Source organism: Streptomyces sp. DG2A-72 (genome assembly GCF_030499575.1).
Lineage (GTDB): Bacteria > Actinomycetota > Actinomycetes > Streptomycetales > Streptomycetaceae > Streptomyces.
This window is the reverse complement of the sequence record NZ_JASTLC010000001.1, coordinates 4,462,700-4,479,345: the sequence shown is the minus strand read 5'-3', so window position 1 is coordinate 4,479,345 and position 16,646 is coordinate 4,462,700. Positions and strand designations below refer to the sequence as shown.

Annotated in this window: 20 protein-coding genes and 1 pseudogene; 11 read left to right on the top strand and 10 right to left on the bottom strand. The window is 69.1% G+C overall.

Annotated features, from left to right (window positions below; translation table 11 throughout):
• The first annotated feature begins 94 nt into the window (after nucleotides 1-94).
• On the top strand, nucleotides 95-583 hold the full coding sequence (locus QQY66_RS21090; protein WP_301981906.1) for a hypothetical protein: 489 nt from the start codon (nucleotides 95-97) through the stop codon (nucleotides 581-583).
• Nucleotides 584-613: 30 nt separating this feature from the next.
• On the opposite strand, the gene QQY66_RS21085 is transcribed toward QQY66_RS21090, so the two are convergent.
• Complete coding sequence (locus tag QQY66_RS21085) at nucleotides 614-796, bottom strand: ribbon-helix-helix protein, CopG family (protein ID WP_155059008.1); 183 nt, start codon at nucleotides 794-796, stop codon at nucleotides 614-616.
• Between the two features lie 154 nt (nucleotides 797-950).
• Between QQY66_RS21085 and QQY66_RS21080 the strand changes: the two genes are divergently transcribed.
• Together QQY66_RS21080 and QQY66_RS21075 are read left to right on the top strand one after the other, a co-directional pair.
• A complete protein-coding gene (locus tag QQY66_RS21080) occupies nucleotides 951-1,388 on the top strand; it encodes a MarR family winged helix-turn-helix transcriptional regulator (protein ID WP_301981905.1) in 438 nt (145 codons plus the stop codon).
• Nucleotides 1,389-1,416: 28 nt separating this feature from the next.
• Nucleotides 1,417-2,781: an MFS transporter gene (locus QQY66_RS21075; RefSeq protein ID WP_301981904.1), complete on the top strand. Its 1,365-nt coding sequence runs from the start codon at nucleotides 1,417-1,419 to the stop codon at nucleotides 2,779-2,781.
• A 5-nt stretch (nucleotides 2,782-2,786) separates the two neighbouring features.
• Here the strand turns inward: QQY66_RS21075 and QQY66_RS21070 are convergent.
• Both QQY66_RS21070 and QQY66_RS21065 read right to left on the bottom strand, forming a co-directional pair.
• Nucleotides 2,787-2,950: pseudogene (locus tag QQY66_RS21070) on the bottom strand (Uma2 family endonuclease); the annotation flags it as partial.
• A gap of 49 nt (nucleotides 2,951-2,999) precedes the next feature.
• Nucleotides 3,000-3,530 carry a GNAT family N-acetyltransferase gene (locus tag QQY66_RS21065; protein WP_301981903.1) on the bottom strand — a complete coding sequence of 177 codons (531 nt, stop codon included), beginning with the start codon at nucleotides 3,528-3,530 and terminating at the stop codon, nucleotides 3,000-3,002.
• 77 nt (nucleotides 3,531-3,607) lie between these two features.
• On the opposite strand from QQY66_RS21065, the gene QQY66_RS21060 reads away from it, so the two are divergent.
• Nucleotides 3,608-4,360: a hypothetical protein gene (locus tag QQY66_RS21060; protein WP_301981902.1), complete on the top strand. Its 753-nt coding sequence runs from the start codon at nucleotides 3,608-3,610 to the stop codon at nucleotides 4,358-4,360.
• 58 nt (nucleotides 4,361-4,418) lie between these two features.
• Nucleotides 4,419-4,991: an RNA 2',3'-cyclic phosphodiesterase gene (thpR, locus tag QQY66_RS21055; protein ID WP_301981901.1), complete on the top strand. Its 573-nt coding sequence runs from the start codon at nucleotides 4,419-4,421 to the stop codon at nucleotides 4,989-4,991.
• Nucleotides 4,992-5,112: 121 nt separating this feature from the next.
• Here thpR and QQY66_RS21050 read toward each other — a convergent pair whose 3' ends face one another.
• Nucleotides 5,113-6,108 carry an aldo/keto reductase gene (locus QQY66_RS21050; RefSeq protein ID WP_301981900.1) on the bottom strand — a complete coding sequence of 332 codons (996 nt, stop codon included), beginning with the start codon at nucleotides 6,106-6,108 and terminating at the stop codon, nucleotides 5,113-5,115.
• Nucleotides 6,109-6,233: 125 nt separating this feature from the next.
• Here QQY66_RS21050 and QQY66_RS21045 point away from each other — a divergent pair, with 125 nt between their 5' ends.
• Entirely contained in the window at nucleotides 6,234-7,163 is a 930-nt protein-coding gene (locus QQY66_RS21045) for a nuclear transport factor 2 family protein (protein WP_301981899.1), read from the top strand.
• Here QQY66_RS21045 and QQY66_RS21040 read toward each other — a convergent pair.
• Both QQY66_RS21040 and QQY66_RS21035 read right to left on the bottom strand, forming a co-directional pair.
• Complete coding sequence (locus QQY66_RS21040) at nucleotides 7,160-7,408, bottom strand: DUF397 domain-containing protein (RefSeq protein WP_301981898.1); 249 nt, start codon at nucleotides 7,406-7,408, stop codon at nucleotides 7,160-7,162. The two genes, QQY66_RS21045 and QQY66_RS21040, sit on opposite strands and share 4 nt — an antisense overlap.
• Nucleotides 7,405-8,127 carry a DUF5753 domain-containing protein gene (locus tag QQY66_RS21035; protein WP_301981897.1) on the bottom strand — a complete coding sequence of 241 codons (723 nt, stop codon included), beginning with the start codon at nucleotides 8,125-8,127 and terminating at the stop codon, nucleotides 7,405-7,407. The genes QQY66_RS21040 and QQY66_RS21035 overlap by 4 nt, the downstream gene beginning before the upstream one ends.
• Nucleotides 8,128-8,294: 167 nt before the next feature.
• Here QQY66_RS21035 and QQY66_RS21030 point away from each other — a divergent pair, with 167 nt between their 5' ends.
• Nucleotides 8,295-8,714 (top strand): hypothetical protein, encoded by a 420-nt coding sequence (locus QQY66_RS21030; protein WP_301981896.1) that lies wholly within the window; start codon nucleotides 8,295-8,297, stop codon nucleotides 8,712-8,714.
• 1,308 nt (nucleotides 8,715-10,022) lie between these two features.
• Here QQY66_RS21030 and QQY66_RS21025 read toward each other — a convergent pair.
• Complete coding sequence (locus QQY66_RS21025; protein ID WP_301981895.1) at nucleotides 10,023-10,652, bottom strand: 1,4-alpha-glucan branching protein; 630 nt, start codon at nucleotides 10,650-10,652, stop codon at nucleotides 10,023-10,025.
• Nucleotides 10,653-10,667: 15 nt separating this feature from the next.
• Nucleotides 10,668-11,258 (bottom strand): Uma2 family endonuclease, encoded by a 591-nt coding sequence (locus QQY66_RS21020; protein ID WP_301981894.1) that lies wholly within the window; start codon nucleotides 11,256-11,258, stop codon nucleotides 10,668-10,670.
• A gap of 90 nt (nucleotides 11,259-11,348) precedes the next feature.
• On the opposite strand from QQY66_RS21020, the gene QQY66_RS21015 reads away from it, so the two are divergent.
• Nucleotides 11,349-12,200, top strand: a complete 852-nt coding sequence (locus QQY66_RS21015) for an aminoglycoside adenylyltransferase family protein (protein WP_301981893.1) — start codon at nucleotides 11,349-11,351, stop codon at nucleotides 12,198-12,200.
• On the opposite strand, the gene QQY66_RS21010 is transcribed toward QQY66_RS21015, so the two are convergent.
• Nucleotides 12,082-12,756: a GDSL-type esterase/lipase family protein gene (locus QQY66_RS21010; RefSeq protein WP_301981892.1), complete on the bottom strand. Its 675-nt coding sequence runs from the start codon at nucleotides 12,754-12,756 to the stop codon at nucleotides 12,082-12,084. The two genes, QQY66_RS21015 and QQY66_RS21010, sit on opposite strands and share 119 nt — an antisense overlap.
• A gap of 88 nt (nucleotides 12,757-12,844) precedes the next feature.
• On the opposite strand from QQY66_RS21010, the gene QQY66_RS21005 reads away from it, so the two are divergent.
• Nucleotides 12,845-13,813 carry a WD40 repeat domain-containing protein gene (locus QQY66_RS21005; RefSeq protein WP_301981891.1) on the top strand — a complete coding sequence of 323 codons (969 nt, stop codon included), beginning with the start codon at nucleotides 12,845-12,847 and terminating at the stop codon, nucleotides 13,811-13,813.
• A gap of 140 nt (nucleotides 13,814-13,953) precedes the next feature.
• On the opposite strand, the gene QQY66_RS21000 is transcribed toward QQY66_RS21005, so the two are convergent.
• Entirely contained in the window at nucleotides 13,954-14,730 is a 777-nt protein-coding gene (locus QQY66_RS21000; RefSeq protein ID WP_301981889.1) for a TetR/AcrR family transcriptional regulator, read from the bottom strand.
• Between the two features lie 89 nt (nucleotides 14,731-14,819).
• Between QQY66_RS21000 and QQY66_RS20995 the strand changes: the two genes are divergently transcribed.
• Both QQY66_RS20995 and QQY66_RS20990 read left to right on the top strand, forming a co-directional pair.
• Nucleotides 14,820-15,791: an ATP-binding cassette domain-containing protein gene (locus QQY66_RS20995; RefSeq protein WP_301981888.1), complete on the top strand. Its 972-nt coding sequence runs from the start codon at nucleotides 14,820-14,822 to the stop codon at nucleotides 15,789-15,791.
• Entirely contained in the window at nucleotides 15,788-16,609 is an 822-nt protein-coding gene (locus QQY66_RS20990; protein WP_301981887.1) for an ABC transporter permease, read from the top strand. Before QQY66_RS20995 ends, QQY66_RS20990 begins: the two co-directional genes overlap by 4 nt.
• Nucleotides 16,610-16,646: the final 37 nt, after the last annotated feature.

Sequence of the window (16,646 nt, the reverse complement as noted above, 5' to 3'; positions counted from 1 at the left end):
GACTCCGCCCCCCAAATGACGGCCACGTGAGCCACTCTCGCCGCCAGGTGCCAACCTCCCGTGAAGAGCGGAGCGACAGGGCAGGGAGACATTCATGGCAATCCGGCAGCTCGACCTACCGAACGCCGCCGAAGACCCGGCGCTCGAGGTGGCGCTCGCCGCGCTGGCCATCTTTCAGGGCTATGTGCAGCAGGCGGACTCGAAGGTGAACGTGATGGTCGTGGTGCACACCGGTGGGGTGGTCGCCGCGGCGGCAGCCCTGGGAGGTGGAGCGGGAACGTGCTGGTCACCGGTACTCGGCACCGTCCTGTTCGCGTTCGCGGTCACTCTCCTCGTCTCCGGTTTCCACATCGTGCGGGCGCTCCGGCCGTCCACCCACGCCCCGGCACCCGTGAACCCCTTCGGTGTTACAGGCCTGGACGCGGATCTAGCCGGGGACCCGCAGACCCAGGCCGAACAGCTCTGGGTGATGGCCCGCTTCCTCGGCTCGATCGCCCTGGCCAAGAACCGCGCGCTGGCGAGGGCGACGCCGTGGACCGCCCTGATGCTCTGCCTGGGCATCGCGTCAGCCGCGTTGTCCTGAAGCGTTGCCCGACCTGACCGCCGGACGCCGTCAGGTGACCCCGTAGAACCGCTCCGTCTCCTCGACGGCGGCCTGGAACCGTTCGTCGAAGTCGTCCCGGATGAGCGTCCGGATCACATAGTCCTGGACGCTCATTCCCCTTTTCGCCGCATGGTCCCGGAGCCGTTCGAGCAGCTCCCCGTCTATCCGCAGGCTGAGCACGCTGGTCCCCATGTGTACGAGGGTTGCCGGACCGAACCGGGCGCCGCGTCACTTTCCGGAACCAACTCACCCGGATGGGTGATCTGAGGGTTCAGTGGCCCGGGGCGCGGGCAATTATACGCGCGGCAGTGGTCTTTAGGTAGGGTAATGAGTTACCCTAAAGAACATGTCGGACCTTAGCCATGGCGACGACGCTGCCGCCGTGAACTCCCTGCGATCTGCCGTGATGCGGCTGTCCCGTCGGCTCAAGCACCAGCGGGTCGACGAATCGCTGAGCCCCACCGAGATGTCGGTGCTCGGCACCCTCGCCCGCTGCGGCACCGCCACCCCGGGTGAACTCGCCCGCAAGGAGCATGTGCAGCCGCCCTCGATGACCCGCATCGTCGCGCTGCTCGAAGCCAAGGGGCTGGTCCGGCTGGAGCCGCACCCCGAGGACCGGCGCCAGAAGGTCGTCACACAGACCGAGCAGGCCGTGACGATGCTGGAGGAGAGCCGCCGCAAGCGCAATGCCTTCCTGGCCTCGCTCGCCGAGAGCCTCGACGACGACGAGTGGGCGAAGCTGCGCGCCGCCGCCCCTGTGCTGGAGAAGCTCGCACACCTGTAAGCCCACCGTTTTGAGGAGGCGAACGCTGTTGAGTACGGGACCCGGAGCACACTCCGCCCCCGCACCGACCACCCACGACACCACCCCTGACGACCCCGTCGAGCGCAAGTCCTCGATGTTCAGCTCGCTCAAGGTCCGGAACTACCGCCTGTTCTTCATGGGCCAGGTCGTCTCCAACACCGGCACCTGGATGCAGCGCATCGCCCAGGACTGGCTGGTGCTCAGCCTCACCGGCTCCTCCACGGCCGTAGGTATAACGACGGCGCTGCAGTTCCTCCCGATGCTGCTCTTCGGCCTGTACGGCGGCGTCCTCGTCGACCGCCTCCCCAAGCGCCCGACCCTGCTGGTCACCCAGACGGCGATGGGCCTGACGGGCCTGGCGCTCGCGTTCCTCACGATCACCGGCCACGTCGAGGTCTGGCACGTCTACGTAGCCGCCTTCGCGGTCGGCCTCGCCACCGTCGTCGACAACCCGGCCCGCCAGTCCTTCGTCTCCGAGATGGTCGGCCCCGACCAGCTGCAGAACGCGGTCAGCCTGAACTCCGCCAACTTCCAGTCCGCCCGCCTCATCGGCCCAGCCGTCGCGGGTGTCCTGATCACCGGCGTCGGCACCGGCTGGGCGTTCCTCTTCAACGGCCTGTCCTTCATCGCCCCCATCGTCGGCCTGCTGCTGATGCGGGCGCGTGAGCTGTACGCCGTCGAGCGCGCCCCGCGCGGCAAGGGGCAGCTGCGGGAGGGGCTGCGGTATGTCGCCGGGCGGCCGGAGCTGGTCTGGCCGATCGTGCTGGTCGGCTTCGTCGGCACGTTCGCCTTCAACTTCCCCGTCTACATCTCGGCCTTCGCGGACGACGTGTTCCACGCCGGCGCGGGCTGGTACAGCATGTTCAACACGCTGATGGCGGTTGGCTCGGTGACCGGCGCGCTGCTCGCCGCGCGGCGCGGCACTGCGCGGATGCGTCTGCTGATCGCGGGCGCGCTGCTCTTCGGCACGGTGGAGATCGTGGCGGCGCTGACCCCGTCGCTGTACCTCTTCGCCCTGCTGATGATCCCGATAGGCCTCTTCGGCATGACGATCAACGTCACCGCCAACACCAGCATCCAGATGGCCACCGACCCGGCGATGCGGGGCCGTGTGATGGCCCTGTACATGATGGTCTTCCTGGGCGGCTCCCCGGTTGGCGCCCCGATCGTCGGCTGGATCACCGACACGTACGGCGCCCGGGTGGGCCTGGCCGTCGGAGGCGCGATCGCGGCGACTGCGGCTGTGGTGATCGGCCTGATTCTGGCCAGGGTGGGGGGTCTGCGGCTGTCGGTGGGGTGGAACCACGGGCATCCGCGCGTGCGGTTCGTGCCTCGCGAGCAGCGGGAGGACGAGCTGACGACGGTGGCGTAGGGACGTCACTCGCGGGGAAACTCGTCGGTTTTGAGGGTGAGGCCGACGACGGTCCGGTCAGGTCGATGTCGTCACCGAAGCCGAAGCCGAAGCTGACGGCGGCGTGGTACTCGCCGTCCTTGGGCAGGGTGTGCAGGTGCCATTCGGCGGTGTACGGGTCCACGATCAGGCCAGTTGCCGTTGCCGTTTCGCTGTGCGCCGTCGGCGATCAGTGCGGATCAGACCCTCCGCGCCAGCACCTGCCCCGGCCAGTCGTCCTTGCCCACGTAGGTCTCGGTACGGACGAAGCCCTGGCTCTCGTAGTAGCGGACGAGCTTGCCGTCGTCGCCCGCGTAGCAGTCCACCCGCAGCAGCGAGACGCCCGCCCGGCGGGTCACCTCGGCGGCGTGTGCGAGCAGGGCGCTGCCCGCGCCGTGGCCCTTGAAGCGGCGGTCGGAGGCGAGCCAGTGGATGTACCGCTCGGGCTCGCCGGTCGGCGGGAGGTGGGCCAGGTAGGGGCCGGGCGAGTCGGTGAGGGTGAGGGTGGCGGCCGGCCCGCCGTCGACCTCGGCGACGAAGACGTCGCCCTCGTCCATGTAACGCGCCACCGACTCCACCGTCTTCGGGCTCTGCGACAGCGGCTGCGTTCCCCACTGCCCCGTGCGCCCCTGCGAGACCAGCCACTCGACACAGCTGTCGAGCATGGCGAGTATCGCGGGAATGTCGTCGGGTCCGCCTTCTCTGATGCTGATCGTGCTCCCGCTGTCCATGGCCCCATGGTCTCCCGTACGGCGCCGGTCTGTTGAGGCCGGGCCCCGTCCCGGGGCGGTGTGTTTACGGTCGGGGCATGACGTGGTGGCGACGGAAGAAGAAGCAGGCGGGGCAGAAGCAGACGGGACAGAAGCAGGCGCCCGTAGTGGTCAGCGTGTTCGATCCCGGAGCGGTGACGGGATCGTTCCAGCGTCCGGGACTGACGGTCGGCGGCCGGCGGCTGCCCCCGATCATCGCCCCGAGCATCACGGACCAGACGGCGGCGCAGACCCGGCGGATGTTTCCCGCCGGCACCGGACCGGTGGACGTCGGGTCGAGTCACCGTACGCATGCCGAAGCCGGCTCGGTGGTCTACATGGGGCTCGGCGGCCGAGCGGCCGTCGTGGTCGAACTGACACGGGACCAGCGCCGGAACCTCTACGACCTGGGCGAGGCGATCGAGGACAACGGAGCGTCCCTCTACCTTGACGCGCACCCGGGCTTCCTGCGCGCCTCGCTCGCCCTGCCGTCGATGGACATCGACCTGGACACCGCCATGCTGGTCGGCGCGGGGGACGTCCAGGAGTTCCTCGCGGCCGCCCACGCCACCGAGACCGTCGAGCTGCACATCTACCACGCGACGCACGACCGCCTGCTGCCCTTCACGTGCGCGGCCCCGGGACTCCGTGAGGTGCTGGAAGCCGGACTGGACCTGATCACGCTGCCGGCCCCGGCCGACCTCCGAGGCGCCTTGATGGCCGTCAACGACTCACTGAACCCGGCGGCGCACATTCCGCTGCGCGTCACCGGCCGCGCCGAGCTGACCATCGCCCTCGACGTCGACGTCTGAAGGCCCGTGGCAGGGAGACAGCTCGCCGGATGATCCGTTCCCTGGAACAGTGGCGTCCGTGAGACTCTTCGCCGCCGTGCTGCCCCCTGACGACGTCGTCCGTGAACTCGCCCTCGAGATCGACGAGTTGCAGAAGCTGCCCGGGGCGGACGGGCTGCGGTGGACCGGGCGGCCCGGGTGGCACTTCACGATGGCGTTCTACGGGGAGGTCGACGACGACCTCGTACCGGAACTGTCGGCGAGGCTGGAGCGGGCCGCGCACCGCACTGACCTCTTCCCGCTGGCACTCCAGGGCGGCGGCCAGTTCGGGCGCGGACGGGCGCTGTGGGTGGGGGCGGAGGGGGACGTCGGGGCGCTGCGGCTGCTGGCGGACCGGGCGGAGGCCGCCGCGCGGAAGGCGGGGGTGCCGATGGGGGAGCACCGTCGGTACAAGGCTCATCTGACGGTGGCGAGGAGTCGGGACGCGGTGGATGTACGGCCGTATGTCGAGGCCTTCGGCCGGTTCACCAGTCGGACGTGGACGGTGGGCGAACTGGCGCTGGTCCGTAGCAATCTGCCGAAATCGGGCGTACCGGGTGAGCAGCCGCGCTACGAGGTGGTCGCCCGATGGCCGCTCGGAGGGGCCGGTTAGGCTCGATACGTGAAGCCGAAAACCCGGAACCGGATCATGGCCGGTGCGCTTGTGTTGATGTTCGTGATGGTGGCGCTGGCGGCGGCGCTCGGAAAGTGACGCCGCCGCGCGCCTCCGGCGGTTACCAGGCGAAGGCCTCCGGCGACGGACCCGGGCCCGGGAAGATCTCGTCCAGCCCGGACAGCAGCTCCTCGCTCAGCTCCAGCTCGACCGCCCGCAGAGCGGACTCCAGCTGCTCCGCGGTGCGCGGACCGACGATCGGGCCGGTCACGCCGGGACGGGTGAGCAGCCACGCGAGAGCGGCCTCACCCGGCTCGACGCCGTGCTTTTCGAGCAGGTCCTCGTACGACTGGATCTGCGCGCGCGTGGCGGGGTTGGCGAGGTAGTCCGCGGCCCGCCCACTGGCCCGGCGTCCGCCCTCGACCTCCTTCTTGATGACCCCGCCCAGCACACCGCCGTGCAGCGGCGACCAGGGGATGACCCCGAGGCCGTACTCCTGCGCGGCCGGGATGACCTCCATCTCGGCGCGGCGCTCGGCCAGGTTGTAGAGGCACTGCTCGCTGACGAGGCCGATGGTGCCGGTGCGCTTCGCGGCGATCTCGTTGGCCTGGGCGATCTTGTAGCCGGGGAAGTTGGAGGACCCGACGTAGAGGATCTTCCCCTGCTGCACCAGCACGTCGATCGCCTGCCAGATCTCCTCGAAGGGAGTCGAGCGGTCGATGTGGTGGAACTGGTAGACGTCGATGTAGTCGGTCTGCAGCCGCTTGAGCGACGCGTCCACCGCCCGTCGGATGTTCAGCGCCGACAGCTTGTCGTGGTTGGGCCAGGCGGGAGTGCCGTCCGCCGCCATGTTCCCGTACACCTTGGTGGCGAGCACGACCTTGTCGCGCCGCTCGCCGCCCTTCGCGAACCAGTTGCCGATGATCGATTCGGTACGACCCTTGTTCTCGCCCCAGCCGTACACGTTCGCCGTGTCGAAGAAGTTGATGCCGGCGTCCAGCGCCGCGTCCATGATCGCGTGACTGTCCGCTTCGTCGGTCTGCGGACCGAAGTTCATGGTGCCGAGGACGAGTTGGCTGACCTTGAGTCCCGTGCGTCCGAGTTGCGTGTACTTCATAACTGCCTAGCCAACGGCGTGGAGTGCGCTCTAGGCAAGCGTCTTTAAACTAACTTGAGGTTAGTGCTTACCTGTGGGTAGTGTGAGCTTGAACTTTCAATTTCCCTGCTCGGAAAGAGAGCGCCATGCCCCCCACCACGCCTGTCCGTAAGGCACTTGTCGCTGCGCTGGCGTCCGCGGCGCTTCTGGGCGCCGCCGCGGTGCCAGCCGTTGCGTCTGTGCCGGTTGCCTCCGGTGAGCACGCCGGCTACGGCGATTCCGCCCGCCTCGCCTACCAGAAGTACGTCGCCGTCCGCGTCCTCAAGGGCGTGTTCGAGCAGGGCGACACGGAGGTTGTGGACCGGTACGTCCGCGCCGACTACATCCAGCACAACCCGCTGGCGCCGGACGGTGCGGAGACGTTGAAGAACCTGGGTGTCCGGGTCCATCAGCAGTTCCCGGACGCCGAGTACGACGTCAAGCGGGTCATCTCCGAGGGCGACCTTGTGCTCGTGCACTCGAACGTCGTGATGACTCCGGGGGCGCGGGGGCAGGCCGTGTTCGACATCTTCCGGTTCCAGGACGGGAAGATCGCCGAGCACTGGGATGTCGGGCAGGAGGTGCCGGCGAGTTCCGCCAGCGGCAACGACATGTTCTCCACGGAGAGTTGGCCGCAGACCGAGCAGCCGGGGCCGCGGTGGCTGACCGCGTACAACAAGAAGCTGGTCACCAAGGCCGTCGATCAGCTTCTGGTCCAGAAGGATGTTTCCGCCCTCGACCGGTACTGGGGTTCCGAGTACCACCAGCACAACCCGAACATCGCGGATGGCGTGGAGGGCGCGAAGACGGGACTCGGCGGGTTCTTCCAGGCGTTCCCGCAGCTGAAGGTCACGCCGAAGCGGGTCATCGCTGAGGGTGACTTGGTCGCCGTCCACAGCCACTACGTGAACGCGCCGGGGGAGCGGGGTCAGGCGATCGTGGATCTGTTCCGGGTGCGGAACGGGAAGATCGTGGAGCACTGGGATGTGATCCAGGATGTGCCGGCGACCTCCGCGAACGACAACGGGATGTTCTAGAGCAGGGAGTTGAGGAAGGTCGTCCAGGTGGTGGGGGTTACTTGGACGGTCGGGGTGGCGGGGGTGGCAGGGGTGGCAGGGGTTTTGGAGTCGCGGATGTGGATGGTGGTGGGGGTGAGGGCTATCTCTACGCACTCGCCTTCGCTGCCGCTGCGGCTCGACTTGCTCCACCTCAGCGCGACCTCGACACACTCGCCCTGATCGCCGCTATAACTGCTCTTGAACCAGTGGAGGTCCGCGCTCATAGTCCCTCTGCCACCTCGTAGATCAGTTTCGCGGACTCGTCGGGGTTGAGAGCCTGCGCTCGCAGAATGCCATACCGCGCGAACAGCTCCCCCAGGTCGGGCTGTTCACTGACGAAGTAGCCGCCGCTCGGGCCTTCTACGTAGGCGAGTTGGCGATGCTCGGCTGTCTCCAGCACGATCATGGCGCCGTTCAGGCCGGCGTGGGCTTGGCGGCTGTGCGGCATGACCTGGATCTCGACGTGGCGCAGCTGGCCGATGCCGAGAATGTGGTGCAGCTGCTCCTTGAGCGCGCCCGGGCCGCCCAACGGGCGGGTGAGTGTGCTCTCTTCCAGTACGTAGCTGACCATCGGCTTGGGCTTGCGCTGGAAGAGCTGCTGTCGTTCGAGTCGTGCTGTCACGCGCCGGTCGATTTCGTCGTCCTCCAGCGCCGGGACGTGGCAGCTGTAGATCGCCCGCGCATACGCCTCCGTCTGGAGCGAGCCCGGAATCACATGGTTCTGGTACACGTGCAGCGCGGCGGCTCTTCTCTCCTCCGCCAGGTAGTCCTCGGTCCACGGCCGAAGACCGCCCTTGCCGAACTCCTTCTCCGCCAGCACCAGCAGTGCACCTCGTGCACCGAGCACCTCGTCCGCGATCTCCACCAACGTGCCCTTGGGTGACCGCTCCCCCCGCTCCACCATCGCCACCTGCGACTTGGAGTACCCGACGTGCTTGCCCAAGCCCTCCTGCGTCATCCCGGCCCGCTCGCGAAAGAACCTCAGCAGCGCCCCGAAAGACTCCGAGCCGCGTTCACCGGAGTGCACACGAACCTCCCCAACTGCACAGCCCCGCACCACCCTTGCAAACCCCTGGTCACAGTATGTGAGCACCCGGAACCATTTGCGGCATGAACGAGAGAATCGCCGCCCCCTGGATCCCGACCTGGATCCCCGCCTCCGGCCTCGCCCTTCGTCACGCCGGCATCCACTTCGACGCCGTACGCATCAGGGGAGCTGCGGGGGAACGCATCGCCAAGGAGCTGATGTCGGCCACGGACTTCAACGCGGGCCCGGTCGTCCAGGAGTTCAGCAGGGAACGGAACATGTACTTCCTGTTGCCCCCGCAAACCGCGTCGACGTACCGCTGGCCGCCCGGCGTACGCGCTCTCACGCGCGGTGACGGCATCCTGGCGTACGTGGGCGTACCCGCGCTGACGGGGACAACATGGCCGTTGGGCTGGCGATCGGTTCCTTCGGCGGAAGTGCCTTTTGTGGGGGCGGAGTTGCTGTGGGAAGTGGTGGGCGAGGTGACCGGCGCTGCACAGTGACCGTAGGGGCCGCCCGCTTCTTGGCCAGTGTCGTGCTTCCGCGACCCGAGTAAAGGGCGCTCCGCTGCGCTACGCGTCGGCTGCGCCGATTCCGCTTCGCTCCACCCTTGACTCGGCTCACTCCAGCACGGGTGAGAAGCGAGCAAGCGGCCCGGAGGGATGGGTGGCCGACGTGCGTTTGCGGCGAGATGGGCCGGGATGCGGACCGGGATGGGTGGGCGCAATCGCGCCTCGCCTGCACGCCGGGTCGGCTTAGCGGCTTGCGGCCGGTGGGGGGTGGGGTGCGCGACGGCGGGCTGGCGGCACGCCGGGTCGGTTCAGCGGCAGGCGGCAGGTGCGGGGTGGGCGGGGCCGTGCGGGGCGTGGGGGATGTCCGGCAGGCAGCGGGCGGCGCCACACTAGTCACACCGGCCCCGCCTGTTGCTCTCCAGGGGCCAATTGGAAGATTTGGGCCACCGGCTGACCAAGAATTCCCGGCTCCGCCAGAGACCAGAGTGGCCCAAACTTTCCAATTGAGGCCCAGCCACCATCCGCACCCTGACAGGCCGCAGGCGCCAAGCGCACGCGGAGTGCCCCCCTGCTGATGCGCCCCGCCCTCCGGCCGTACGCCGCCAAGCCCGCCCGGCATGCCGCCCTCTGCTGATGCGCTCCACCCACCGGCCGCAAGCCGCTAAGCCCACCCGGCGTGCCCCCACCCGGTCGACGCGTCCCACGCACCGGCCGCTCGCCGCTTAGCCCGCCCGGCGTGCCGCCACCCCGCCGTCGCGTACCTCACTCCCCACCGGCCGCAAGCCGCTTAGCCCGCCCGGCGTGCCCCCAGCCCGCCGTCGCGCACCCCACCCCCCACCGGCCGCAAGCCGCTAAGCCCACCCGGCGTGCCCCCACTCGGTCGACGCGTCCCACGCACCTGCCGCTCGCCGCTTAGCCCGCTCGGCGTGCCGCCAGCCCGCCGTCGCGCACCCCACCCCCCACCGGCCGTTCGCCGCTAAGCCGACCCGGCGTGCAGGCGAGGCGCGATTGCGCCCGCTCACCCCGGCCCGCATCCCACCTCACCGCAAACGCACGTCGGCCACCCATCCCTCCGGGCCGCTCGCTCGCTTCTCACCCGTGCTGGAGTGAGCCGAGTCAAGGGTGGAGCGAAGCGGAATCGGCGCAGCCGACGCGTAGCGCAGCGGAGCGCCCTTTACTCGGGTCGCGGAAGCACGACACTGGCCAAGAAGCGGGCGGCCCCTACGGTCACGTGCAAACACCGGGTCCGCTCAGGGGCTTTGCTCACGTGCCCTGGCCCAGGGGACGGTGTGGCCAGCCTCAGAGGGTGGCGAACAGCGCCCGCGCCCGCGTGCCGTCCGGCAACTCCCAGGCGCCGGTGATGTGGCCGAGCGAGCCCTCGGGCGCCTCCGTGCCGGGCCGCAGGCGTCGGTGCAGGCGGAGCACGGCCGTGCTGTCGGCGAGGCGGAGCTCCGTGCCGGCCTGGTCGTCCGTCGCTGTGGCCGTGGAGGGGAGGGCGTGGCCCGTGTAGGAGCGGGTGACCTCTCGGTCGGGGGTGTCGCTGATGCTCTGCGCCTGGGCCTGGACGCGGCCCTCGATCAGGGCCAGCAACTGGGCTACCAGGACCGGGTCGTGGCAGCCGTCGTAGGCCCAGCGCTTGCCCAGCACGCCGTGTTCCATCGTGCCGACGAGGGAGTGCTCCGCGCCGTCGAGCGGGGCGCCTCGGTAGGTGAGCGGCACGAGGTAGGAGGCGGGGTGCGGGCCGGAGGCGTCGGTGGCCACCATGAACTCGATGCCGACCTCGCCCTCCGGGTCGTCCAACCGGAAGCCACCGGCCTTCGTCAACACCGGTTCACCTGCGCCGCCGACGTACCACGGGCGGGTCGGCAGCCAGGTGGTCAGCAGTTCCAGCTTGGTCGGCTTGAGGGTGGTGTGGTGAATGACGGCCATGGCCACACCCTCTCATCAGTCGCGGGGGAACTCGTCGGTCTTGAGGGTGAGGCCGAGGAAAGTGGTGGTCATGTCGACGTCCCCGCCGTAGGTGATGGACGTGTCGCTCACGTAGTCGCCGTCCTTGGGCTGGGTGAACAGGCGGCACTTGCCTGTGTAAGGGTCGGCGATCAGGTAGACGGGGACTTCGGCGAGGGCGTATGCGGTCTTCTTGGGGCCGTAGTCGTTCTTGGCCGTGTCCGTGGAGATGACCTCGGCGATGAATTCGACGTCCTCGTGGCGCCAGCGGCCCTCGGAGTTCTTCTCTGCACCGTCGCGTAGCTTCGCCACGTCCGGGGCGAGACCGTTCTTGCGGCCGGGGAAGTCGATGCGGACGTCCGAGAACACCTTGACGTCCATGCCAAACGTGTCTTCAAGGGCTCGGACGATCCTGCGAATGGTCTCCCAGTGGATGTCCCGCTGCGGCGACATGTAGATGGTCCCCTCGACGATCTCGACCTTGTATCCCTCGGGGACGGGCATCTTCTCGAGCCGCTCGAACATCTCGTCGAGCCAGTACGTGTCGTCGCTCTGGGCCATCGCGATCCTGTCTTCAAGGACGGTCATCGTGGCGCTCCTCCCCGGCTGACCCACGGACGAGGGCAGTCGCGCAGTACAACGATACGCACGGTGACCTGACACCGAGAGGAACCTCACATGCCAGCCCCCGGCGCCGCGCACCTCCTCCCCCTCCTCCACCGCATCCTCGGCGACACCGTCCTCGGCATCTACCTCCACGGCTCCGCCACCCTCGGCGGCCTCCGCCCGCACAGCGACATCGACGTCCTGGTCGTCGTGAGCGGGCCCGTCAGCCATCCCCAACGCCGCGCCCTGGTGGATGAGTTGATGGAGGTGTCCGGCGGGGATTCCCGCCCCGTCGAGCTCATCGTCGTCGTACAGGACGACGTACGGCCCTGGCGGACTCCGCCCACCTGCGAGTTCCTGTACGGGGAGTGGATGCGGGAGGAGTACGAGCGTGGCCTCGTCCCTGCTCCCGAGCCCAGTCCCGACCTCGTCCCGCTCCTCACCATGGTGCTGCTCGGCGACGCCCCGCTCTTCGGGCCACCGCCCGCCGAACTCCTCGACCCGGTTCCGCACGACGACCTGAGGCGGGCGATCGTCTCGGGAGTGCCCGGTCTGATGGGCGAGTTGGAGTCCGACACCCGGAACGTGCTGCTCACCCTCGCCCGTGTGTGGACCACCCTCGCCACCGGCCGGATCCGCTCCAAGGACGCTGCCGCCGACTGGGCGATCGAGCGGCTCCCGGCCGTGCACCGGCCCGTTCTCGCGCACGCACGCGCCGTCTACCTGGGGAAGAGGACGAGCGGTGGGATGACCTGCTCCCTGGTGTGCTGCCGTGCGCCGAGTTCCTCGTCGAGGCCATCTACGCTCACGCCTCGTAGGGCTCGCCCACATCCCACGCCTGATGCATCGCGTCCGCGAACGCCGCCGCGATCCTGTACTCCCCGCTCGCGTTCGGGTGCGTGCCGTCGTAGGTGTCGAAGTTGATGTCGTACGACGGTGGCGGCGACGCCAGCAGCAGGGGTGAGCGGGGCTCGTCCAGGTCGGCCACGGCCTTGGCCAGCAGTTCGTTGAAGCGGGTGACCTGTGCGGCGAAGGGAGCGTCCGTGTCGGCGCGGACGTTCGGGATCACGGGGAGCACGACCATCCGTACCTTCGGGTTCGCCGCCCTCGCCGCCGCCACGAAGGCCCGTGCGTTCTCCGCCGTCTGGTCGGCGTTCGTGTAGAAGCCCAGGTCGATCAGGCCCAGGGAGACCAAGAGCACATCCGCCCGGCACGACCGCACCGCCTCGCCGATCAGCGGGGCCATGTGCAGCCAGCCCTCGCCCCAGCCGGCGAGATGGGCGCGGGGGAAGTCGGGGTCGGCGTACTCGTACGACGTGGGGGTGCCCGTGGCCTGGTCGTACAGCGTCTCGCGCGGGCCGACCAGCTTGAACGGGCCGCCGTATGTCTCGCGCAGGTGCTGCCACAGCCGGTAACGCCATGTGTGTTCGCCCGCGCTTCCGATCGTCTGGGAGTCGCCGACGGGCATGAACCTGAGCATCCGCTCATGATGGACGATCAGCGGGCGCGGTGGGATGTGAAGCCCGACACGCTCCGTGAACGCGGGCTCGGGATGGCAGTCTTGGGGCATGCGCCGATCGCTCGCGTTTCTTGCCGGGGTCCTCCTCGTAGGTGTCTTCGCCCTGCCCGCCTCCGCCGCCGACGGCGACGAGAGCTTCACCATCAATGACCCCCGCATCACCGAGTCCAGCGGCCTCGCCGCCTCACGCCAGCACCCGGGCATCTACTGGACGCACAACGACCAGGACGACGGCGCCTACCTCTACGCCGTCGACAGCAGCACCGGCAAGACCGTCGCCCGGATCACCATGACCGGCGTGGGCATGCCGCGCGACGTCGAGGCGATCGCCATCGGGCCGGACAACCAGATCTGGGTCGGCGACATCGGCGACAACGACGGGGTCTCCTGGCCCTATGTGTGGATCTACCAGCTGCCCGAGCCCAAGAACCTCACCGACCAGACCGTCCGGGCCACGCAGTACGTCGTGAAGTACTCGAACGGTTCACGGGACGCGGAGTCGATGGTCGTCCACCCCAAGACCGGGCGCGTCTACATCATCGACAAGCAGGAGGACGGCGGGCATCTGTACGAGGGGCCCGCCAAGCTCTCCGCCTCCGGGAGCAACGTCTTCAAGCCCGCCGCCGCCGTCGACCTGTGGGCCACCAACGCCGCCTTCTCACCCGACGGCAGGCAGCTCGCCGTACGCGGATACTTCGGCGGGATCTCCTACGACTGGAACGACGGGAAGATCAAGCGGCAGGGACGGATCAGCGTGCCGATCGGCCAGGGGGAGTCCGTCAGCTACAGCGTCGACGGGACGAAGCTGATGCTCGGGAGCGAGGGCGTGAACAGCGAGGTGGAGGCCAGGGACGCGCCCGACCGTCCGGACGGGGCCGAGTCGCCCTCCGGGAACGGGAGTTCGGCGGCGGGTGGGGACGGTGACGGCGACAGCGAAGGCTTGAAGATCGGCGCCATCGCCGTCGTCGCGACACTCGGCGTCGGCCTCTGGTTCAGGCGGCTGCTGCGGCGGTCGTAGGCCCGCCTGCCTCAGTCCTTCGGCTTCTCCTTGTGGGTCAGCGGCACGAACACGCCTTGCAGGAAGGGGTACTTCTTCCGCAGCAGCCGGGCCGTGTGCTTGTCCTCCGAGCTGCATACAGGCACCGATCGCCTGCTGTGTCACCCTTCGCCGCGCCGGGCGACGAACACCTCCAGGCCGTCCAGGATTCGCTGGAGTCCGAACTCGAAGTGGTCGAAGTCGGGGCCGAAGGTGTCCTCGGAGAGGGAGGCCATCACCGGGTAGCGGCCCGACGCGAGGACCTTCTCCAGCGTCGGCACCTGGGCCTGCCAGAACTCCGCGTCCGTGAGGCCGGTCCGGCGCTCCGCCTCCTGCTGGTACAGCTGCGTGCGGGCGGCGCCGACGACGTACCCGTCGATCATGATGATCGCCGAGACCAGCTCGGGGTCGGTCAGTCCCATCGGCCGGATGAGCGTGAGCACCTTCTCCATGCCGTCGAGCGCGCTCGGGCCGAGGATCGGGCGGGCCTGGTTGACCTGGAGCAGCCAGGGGTGGCGCCGGTAGAGGTCGAGGGTGGCGCGGCCCAGGGCCTCCAGCGCCGAGCGCCAGTCGCCCTCGCCGAGGTCGGCCGGGTTCTCGGACGGCTGCTGGACGCGGTCCAGCATCAGGTCGAGCAGCTCGCCCTTGCCGGGGACATAGCGGTAGAGGGACATGGTGCCGGTGCCGAGTTCGGTGGCGACGCGGCGCATGGAGAGCGCCTCCAGGCCGTCCGCGTCCGCGATCCGGACGGCCGCCTCCACGATCTGCTCCAGGTTCAGCCCCGGCTTCGGGCCGCGGCTGGGGCGTCGGCCGGTGTCCCACAGCAGTTCGAGCGTGCGCGCGATGTCGCCGCTGCCACTGGTCTCCGTACTGCCGGTACCGCCCTTGCCGCTCGTCATGCCATTCAGCTTAGATCCTCGCGGAAAAATTGGGTACGGTGTACGCGTAATAGGGTACGGTGTACTCAGTTGAGAAGAAGGGGGACCCCATGAATGACGGTTACGCGGTCCGGGCGGAAGGGCTGGAGAAGCGGTACGGCGAGAAGCACGCCCTCGACGGCTTCGATCTCACCGTGCGCGAGGGCACCGTGCACGGCCTGCTCGGGCCGAACGGCGCCGGCAAGACCACCGCCGTCCGCATCCTGTCCACGCTTCTGCGACTGGACGGCGGGAGCGCGACGGTGGCCGGCCTCGACGTCGTACGACAGCCGCGCGACGTGCGCGCGAGGATCGGGCTGACCGGGCAGTACGCCGCCGTGGACGAGGTGCTCACCGGGCGGCAGAACCTGGAGATGTTCGGCCGGCTGTTCCACCTCGGCGGAAAGCGGGCGCGGCTGCGGGCCACCGAACTGCTGGACCAGTTCGACCTGGCCGACGCCGCCGACAAGGGCGTAGGCGACTACAGCGGCGGCATGCGGCGCCGCCTCGACCTCGCCGCGTCGATGATCCTCGCCCCGGCGGTCCTCTTCCTGGACGAGCCGACGACGGGACTCGATCCCCGTAGCCGGGGTGAAGTCTGGGAATCCGTACGGGCGTTGGTGGCGAGCGGCACCACCGTGCTGCTGACCACGCAGTATCTGGAGGAGGCCGACAAGCTGGCCTCCCATATCACCGTCATCGACCAGGGCCGGTCCATCGCCGACGACTCCCCGGACGGCCTGAAGAACCGCGTCGGCGGCGACCGTATCGAGGTCGTGCTCAGCGAACGCGCCGACATCCCGCGCGCGGTGAAGGTCGTCGCCCGCGTCTCCGACGGCGAACCCGAGACCGACGAGAGCGAACTGCGCGTGCACGCGCCGGTGACCGACCGGGTCTCCGCGCTCACCGAGGTCGCCCGCACGCTCCAGGACGAAGGGGTGCCGGTCGAGGACATAGGGCTGCGCAGGCCCAGCCTGGACGACGTGTTCCTGCGGCTGACCGGACACCGTACGGAGAAGACCGAGAAGGAGACCGCGAAGTGAGCGCTCTGGACCTGACCGGGCACCCCGCCCGCAGCCGCACCTACTGGGCGCTCGCCGACTGCTGGAACATCGTCCGCCGCGGCCTCACCCACTATCAGCGCCAGCCCGTCAACATCGCCTGGCAGCTCGGCTTCCCGATCCTGTCCGTGTTCCTGTACGCCTATGTCTTCGGCAGCGCCATGAAGGTGCCCGGCGGCGGGAACTACCAGGACTTCCTGATGCCGGGCATGTTCGTGATGACCATGGCCTTCGGCTTCATCAACACGGCGACCGTCGTGGTGTACGACTCCACCAAGGGCGTCATCGACCGGTTCCGCTCCATGCCGATGGCCTCGTCCGCGGTCGTCGCCGGGCGCGGGGTGACCGACCTCGTCGTGGCCTGCGCGGAACTCGGCATCATGATGCTGACGGCGTTCGCGATGGGCTGGCGGCCGGACGGCGGCTTCGGCTTCCTCGCGGCCTTCGGGCTGCTGCTGTGGCTGCGCTTCGCGCTGATCTGGATCGGCGTGTGGCTGGGCCTGCTCGTACCCAACCCCGAGGCGGCCGGCGGACTGTTCGCGGTCGCCTTCCCGCTGACGATGATCTCCAGCATCTTCGTCGCCCCGCAGCTGATGCCGGACTGGCTCGGCTGGGTCGCGGCCTGGAACCCCATCTCCTCCACGGCGGCGGCCACCCGCGACCTCTTCGGCTCGCCGGGCGCGACCGGCGACTCCTGGATCGAGCAGCACGCGCTGCTCATGGCGGGAGTCTGGCCGGTGATCCTCACGCTGATCTTCCTGCCGCTCGCGGTGCGGCGGTTCCAGAAGCTCAGCCGCTGAGGTGGGCATCCCTCGTCCTCCGGCGGGAGACTGAAGG

What these genes read in the sequence shown, in the direction of transcription:
- QQY66_RS21090 (WP_301981906.1), top strand. Translation starts at nt 95, where the DNA reads ATGGCAATCCGGCAGCTCGACCTACCGAACGCCGCCGAAGACCCGGCG.
- QQY66_RS21085 (WP_155059008.1), bottom strand. Translation starts at nt 796, where the DNA reads ATGGGGACCAGCGTGCTCAGCCTGCGGATAGACGGGGAGCTGCTCGAA.
- QQY66_RS21080 (WP_301981905.1), top strand. Translation starts at nt 951, where the DNA reads ATGTCGGACCTTAGCCATGGCGACGACGCTGCCGCCGTGAACTCCCTG.
- QQY66_RS21065 (WP_301981903.1), bottom strand. Translation starts at nt 3,530, where the DNA reads ATGGACAGCGGGAGCACGATCAGCATCAGAGAAGGCGGACCCGACGAC.
- QQY66_RS21060 (WP_301981902.1), top strand. Translation starts at nt 3,608, where the DNA reads ATGACGTGGTGGCGACGGAAGAAGAAGCAGGCGGGGCAGAAGCAGACG.
- QQY66_RS21050 (WP_301981900.1), bottom strand. Translation starts at nt 6,108, where the DNA reads ATGAAGTACACGCAACTCGGACGCACGGGACTCAAGGTCAGCCAACTC.
- QQY66_RS21045 (WP_301981899.1), top strand. Translation starts at nt 6,234, where the DNA reads ATGCCCCCCACCACGCCTGTCCGTAAGGCACTTGTCGCTGCGCTGGCG.
- QQY66_RS21040 (WP_301981898.1), bottom strand. Translation starts at nt 7,408, where the DNA reads ATGAGCGCGGACCTCCACTGGTTCAAGAGCAGTTATAGCGGCGATCAG.
- QQY66_RS21030 (WP_301981896.1), top strand. Translation starts at nt 8,295, where the DNA reads ATGAACGAGAGAATCGCCGCCCCCTGGATCCCGACCTGGATCCCCGCC.
- QQY66_RS21025 (WP_301981895.1), bottom strand. Translation starts at nt 10,652, where the DNA reads ATGGCCGTCATTCACCACACCACCCTCAAGCCGACCAAGCTGGAACTG.
- QQY66_RS21020 (WP_301981894.1), bottom strand. Translation starts at nt 11,258, where the DNA reads ATGACCGTCCTTGAAGACAGGATCGCGATGGCCCAGAGCGACGACACG.
- QQY66_RS21015 (WP_301981893.1), top strand. Translation starts at nt 11,349, where the DNA reads ATGCCAGCCCCCGGCGCCGCGCACCTCCTCCCCCTCCTCCACCGCATC.
- QQY66_RS21010 (WP_301981892.1), bottom strand. Translation starts at nt 12,756, where the DNA reads ATGCTCAGGTTCATGCCCGTCGGCGACTCCCAGACGATCGGAAGCGCG.
- QQY66_RS21005 (WP_301981891.1), top strand. Translation starts at nt 12,845, where the DNA reads ATGCGCCGATCGCTCGCGTTTCTTGCCGGGGTCCTCCTCGTAGGTGTC.
- QQY66_RS21000 (WP_301981889.1), bottom strand. Translation starts at nt 14,730, where the DNA reads ATGACGAGCGGCAAGGGCGGTACCGGCAGTACGGAGACCAGTGGCAGC.
- QQY66_RS20995 (WP_301981888.1), top strand. Translation starts at nt 14,820, where the DNA reads ATGAATGACGGTTACGCGGTCCGGGCGGAAGGGCTGGAGAAGCGGTAC.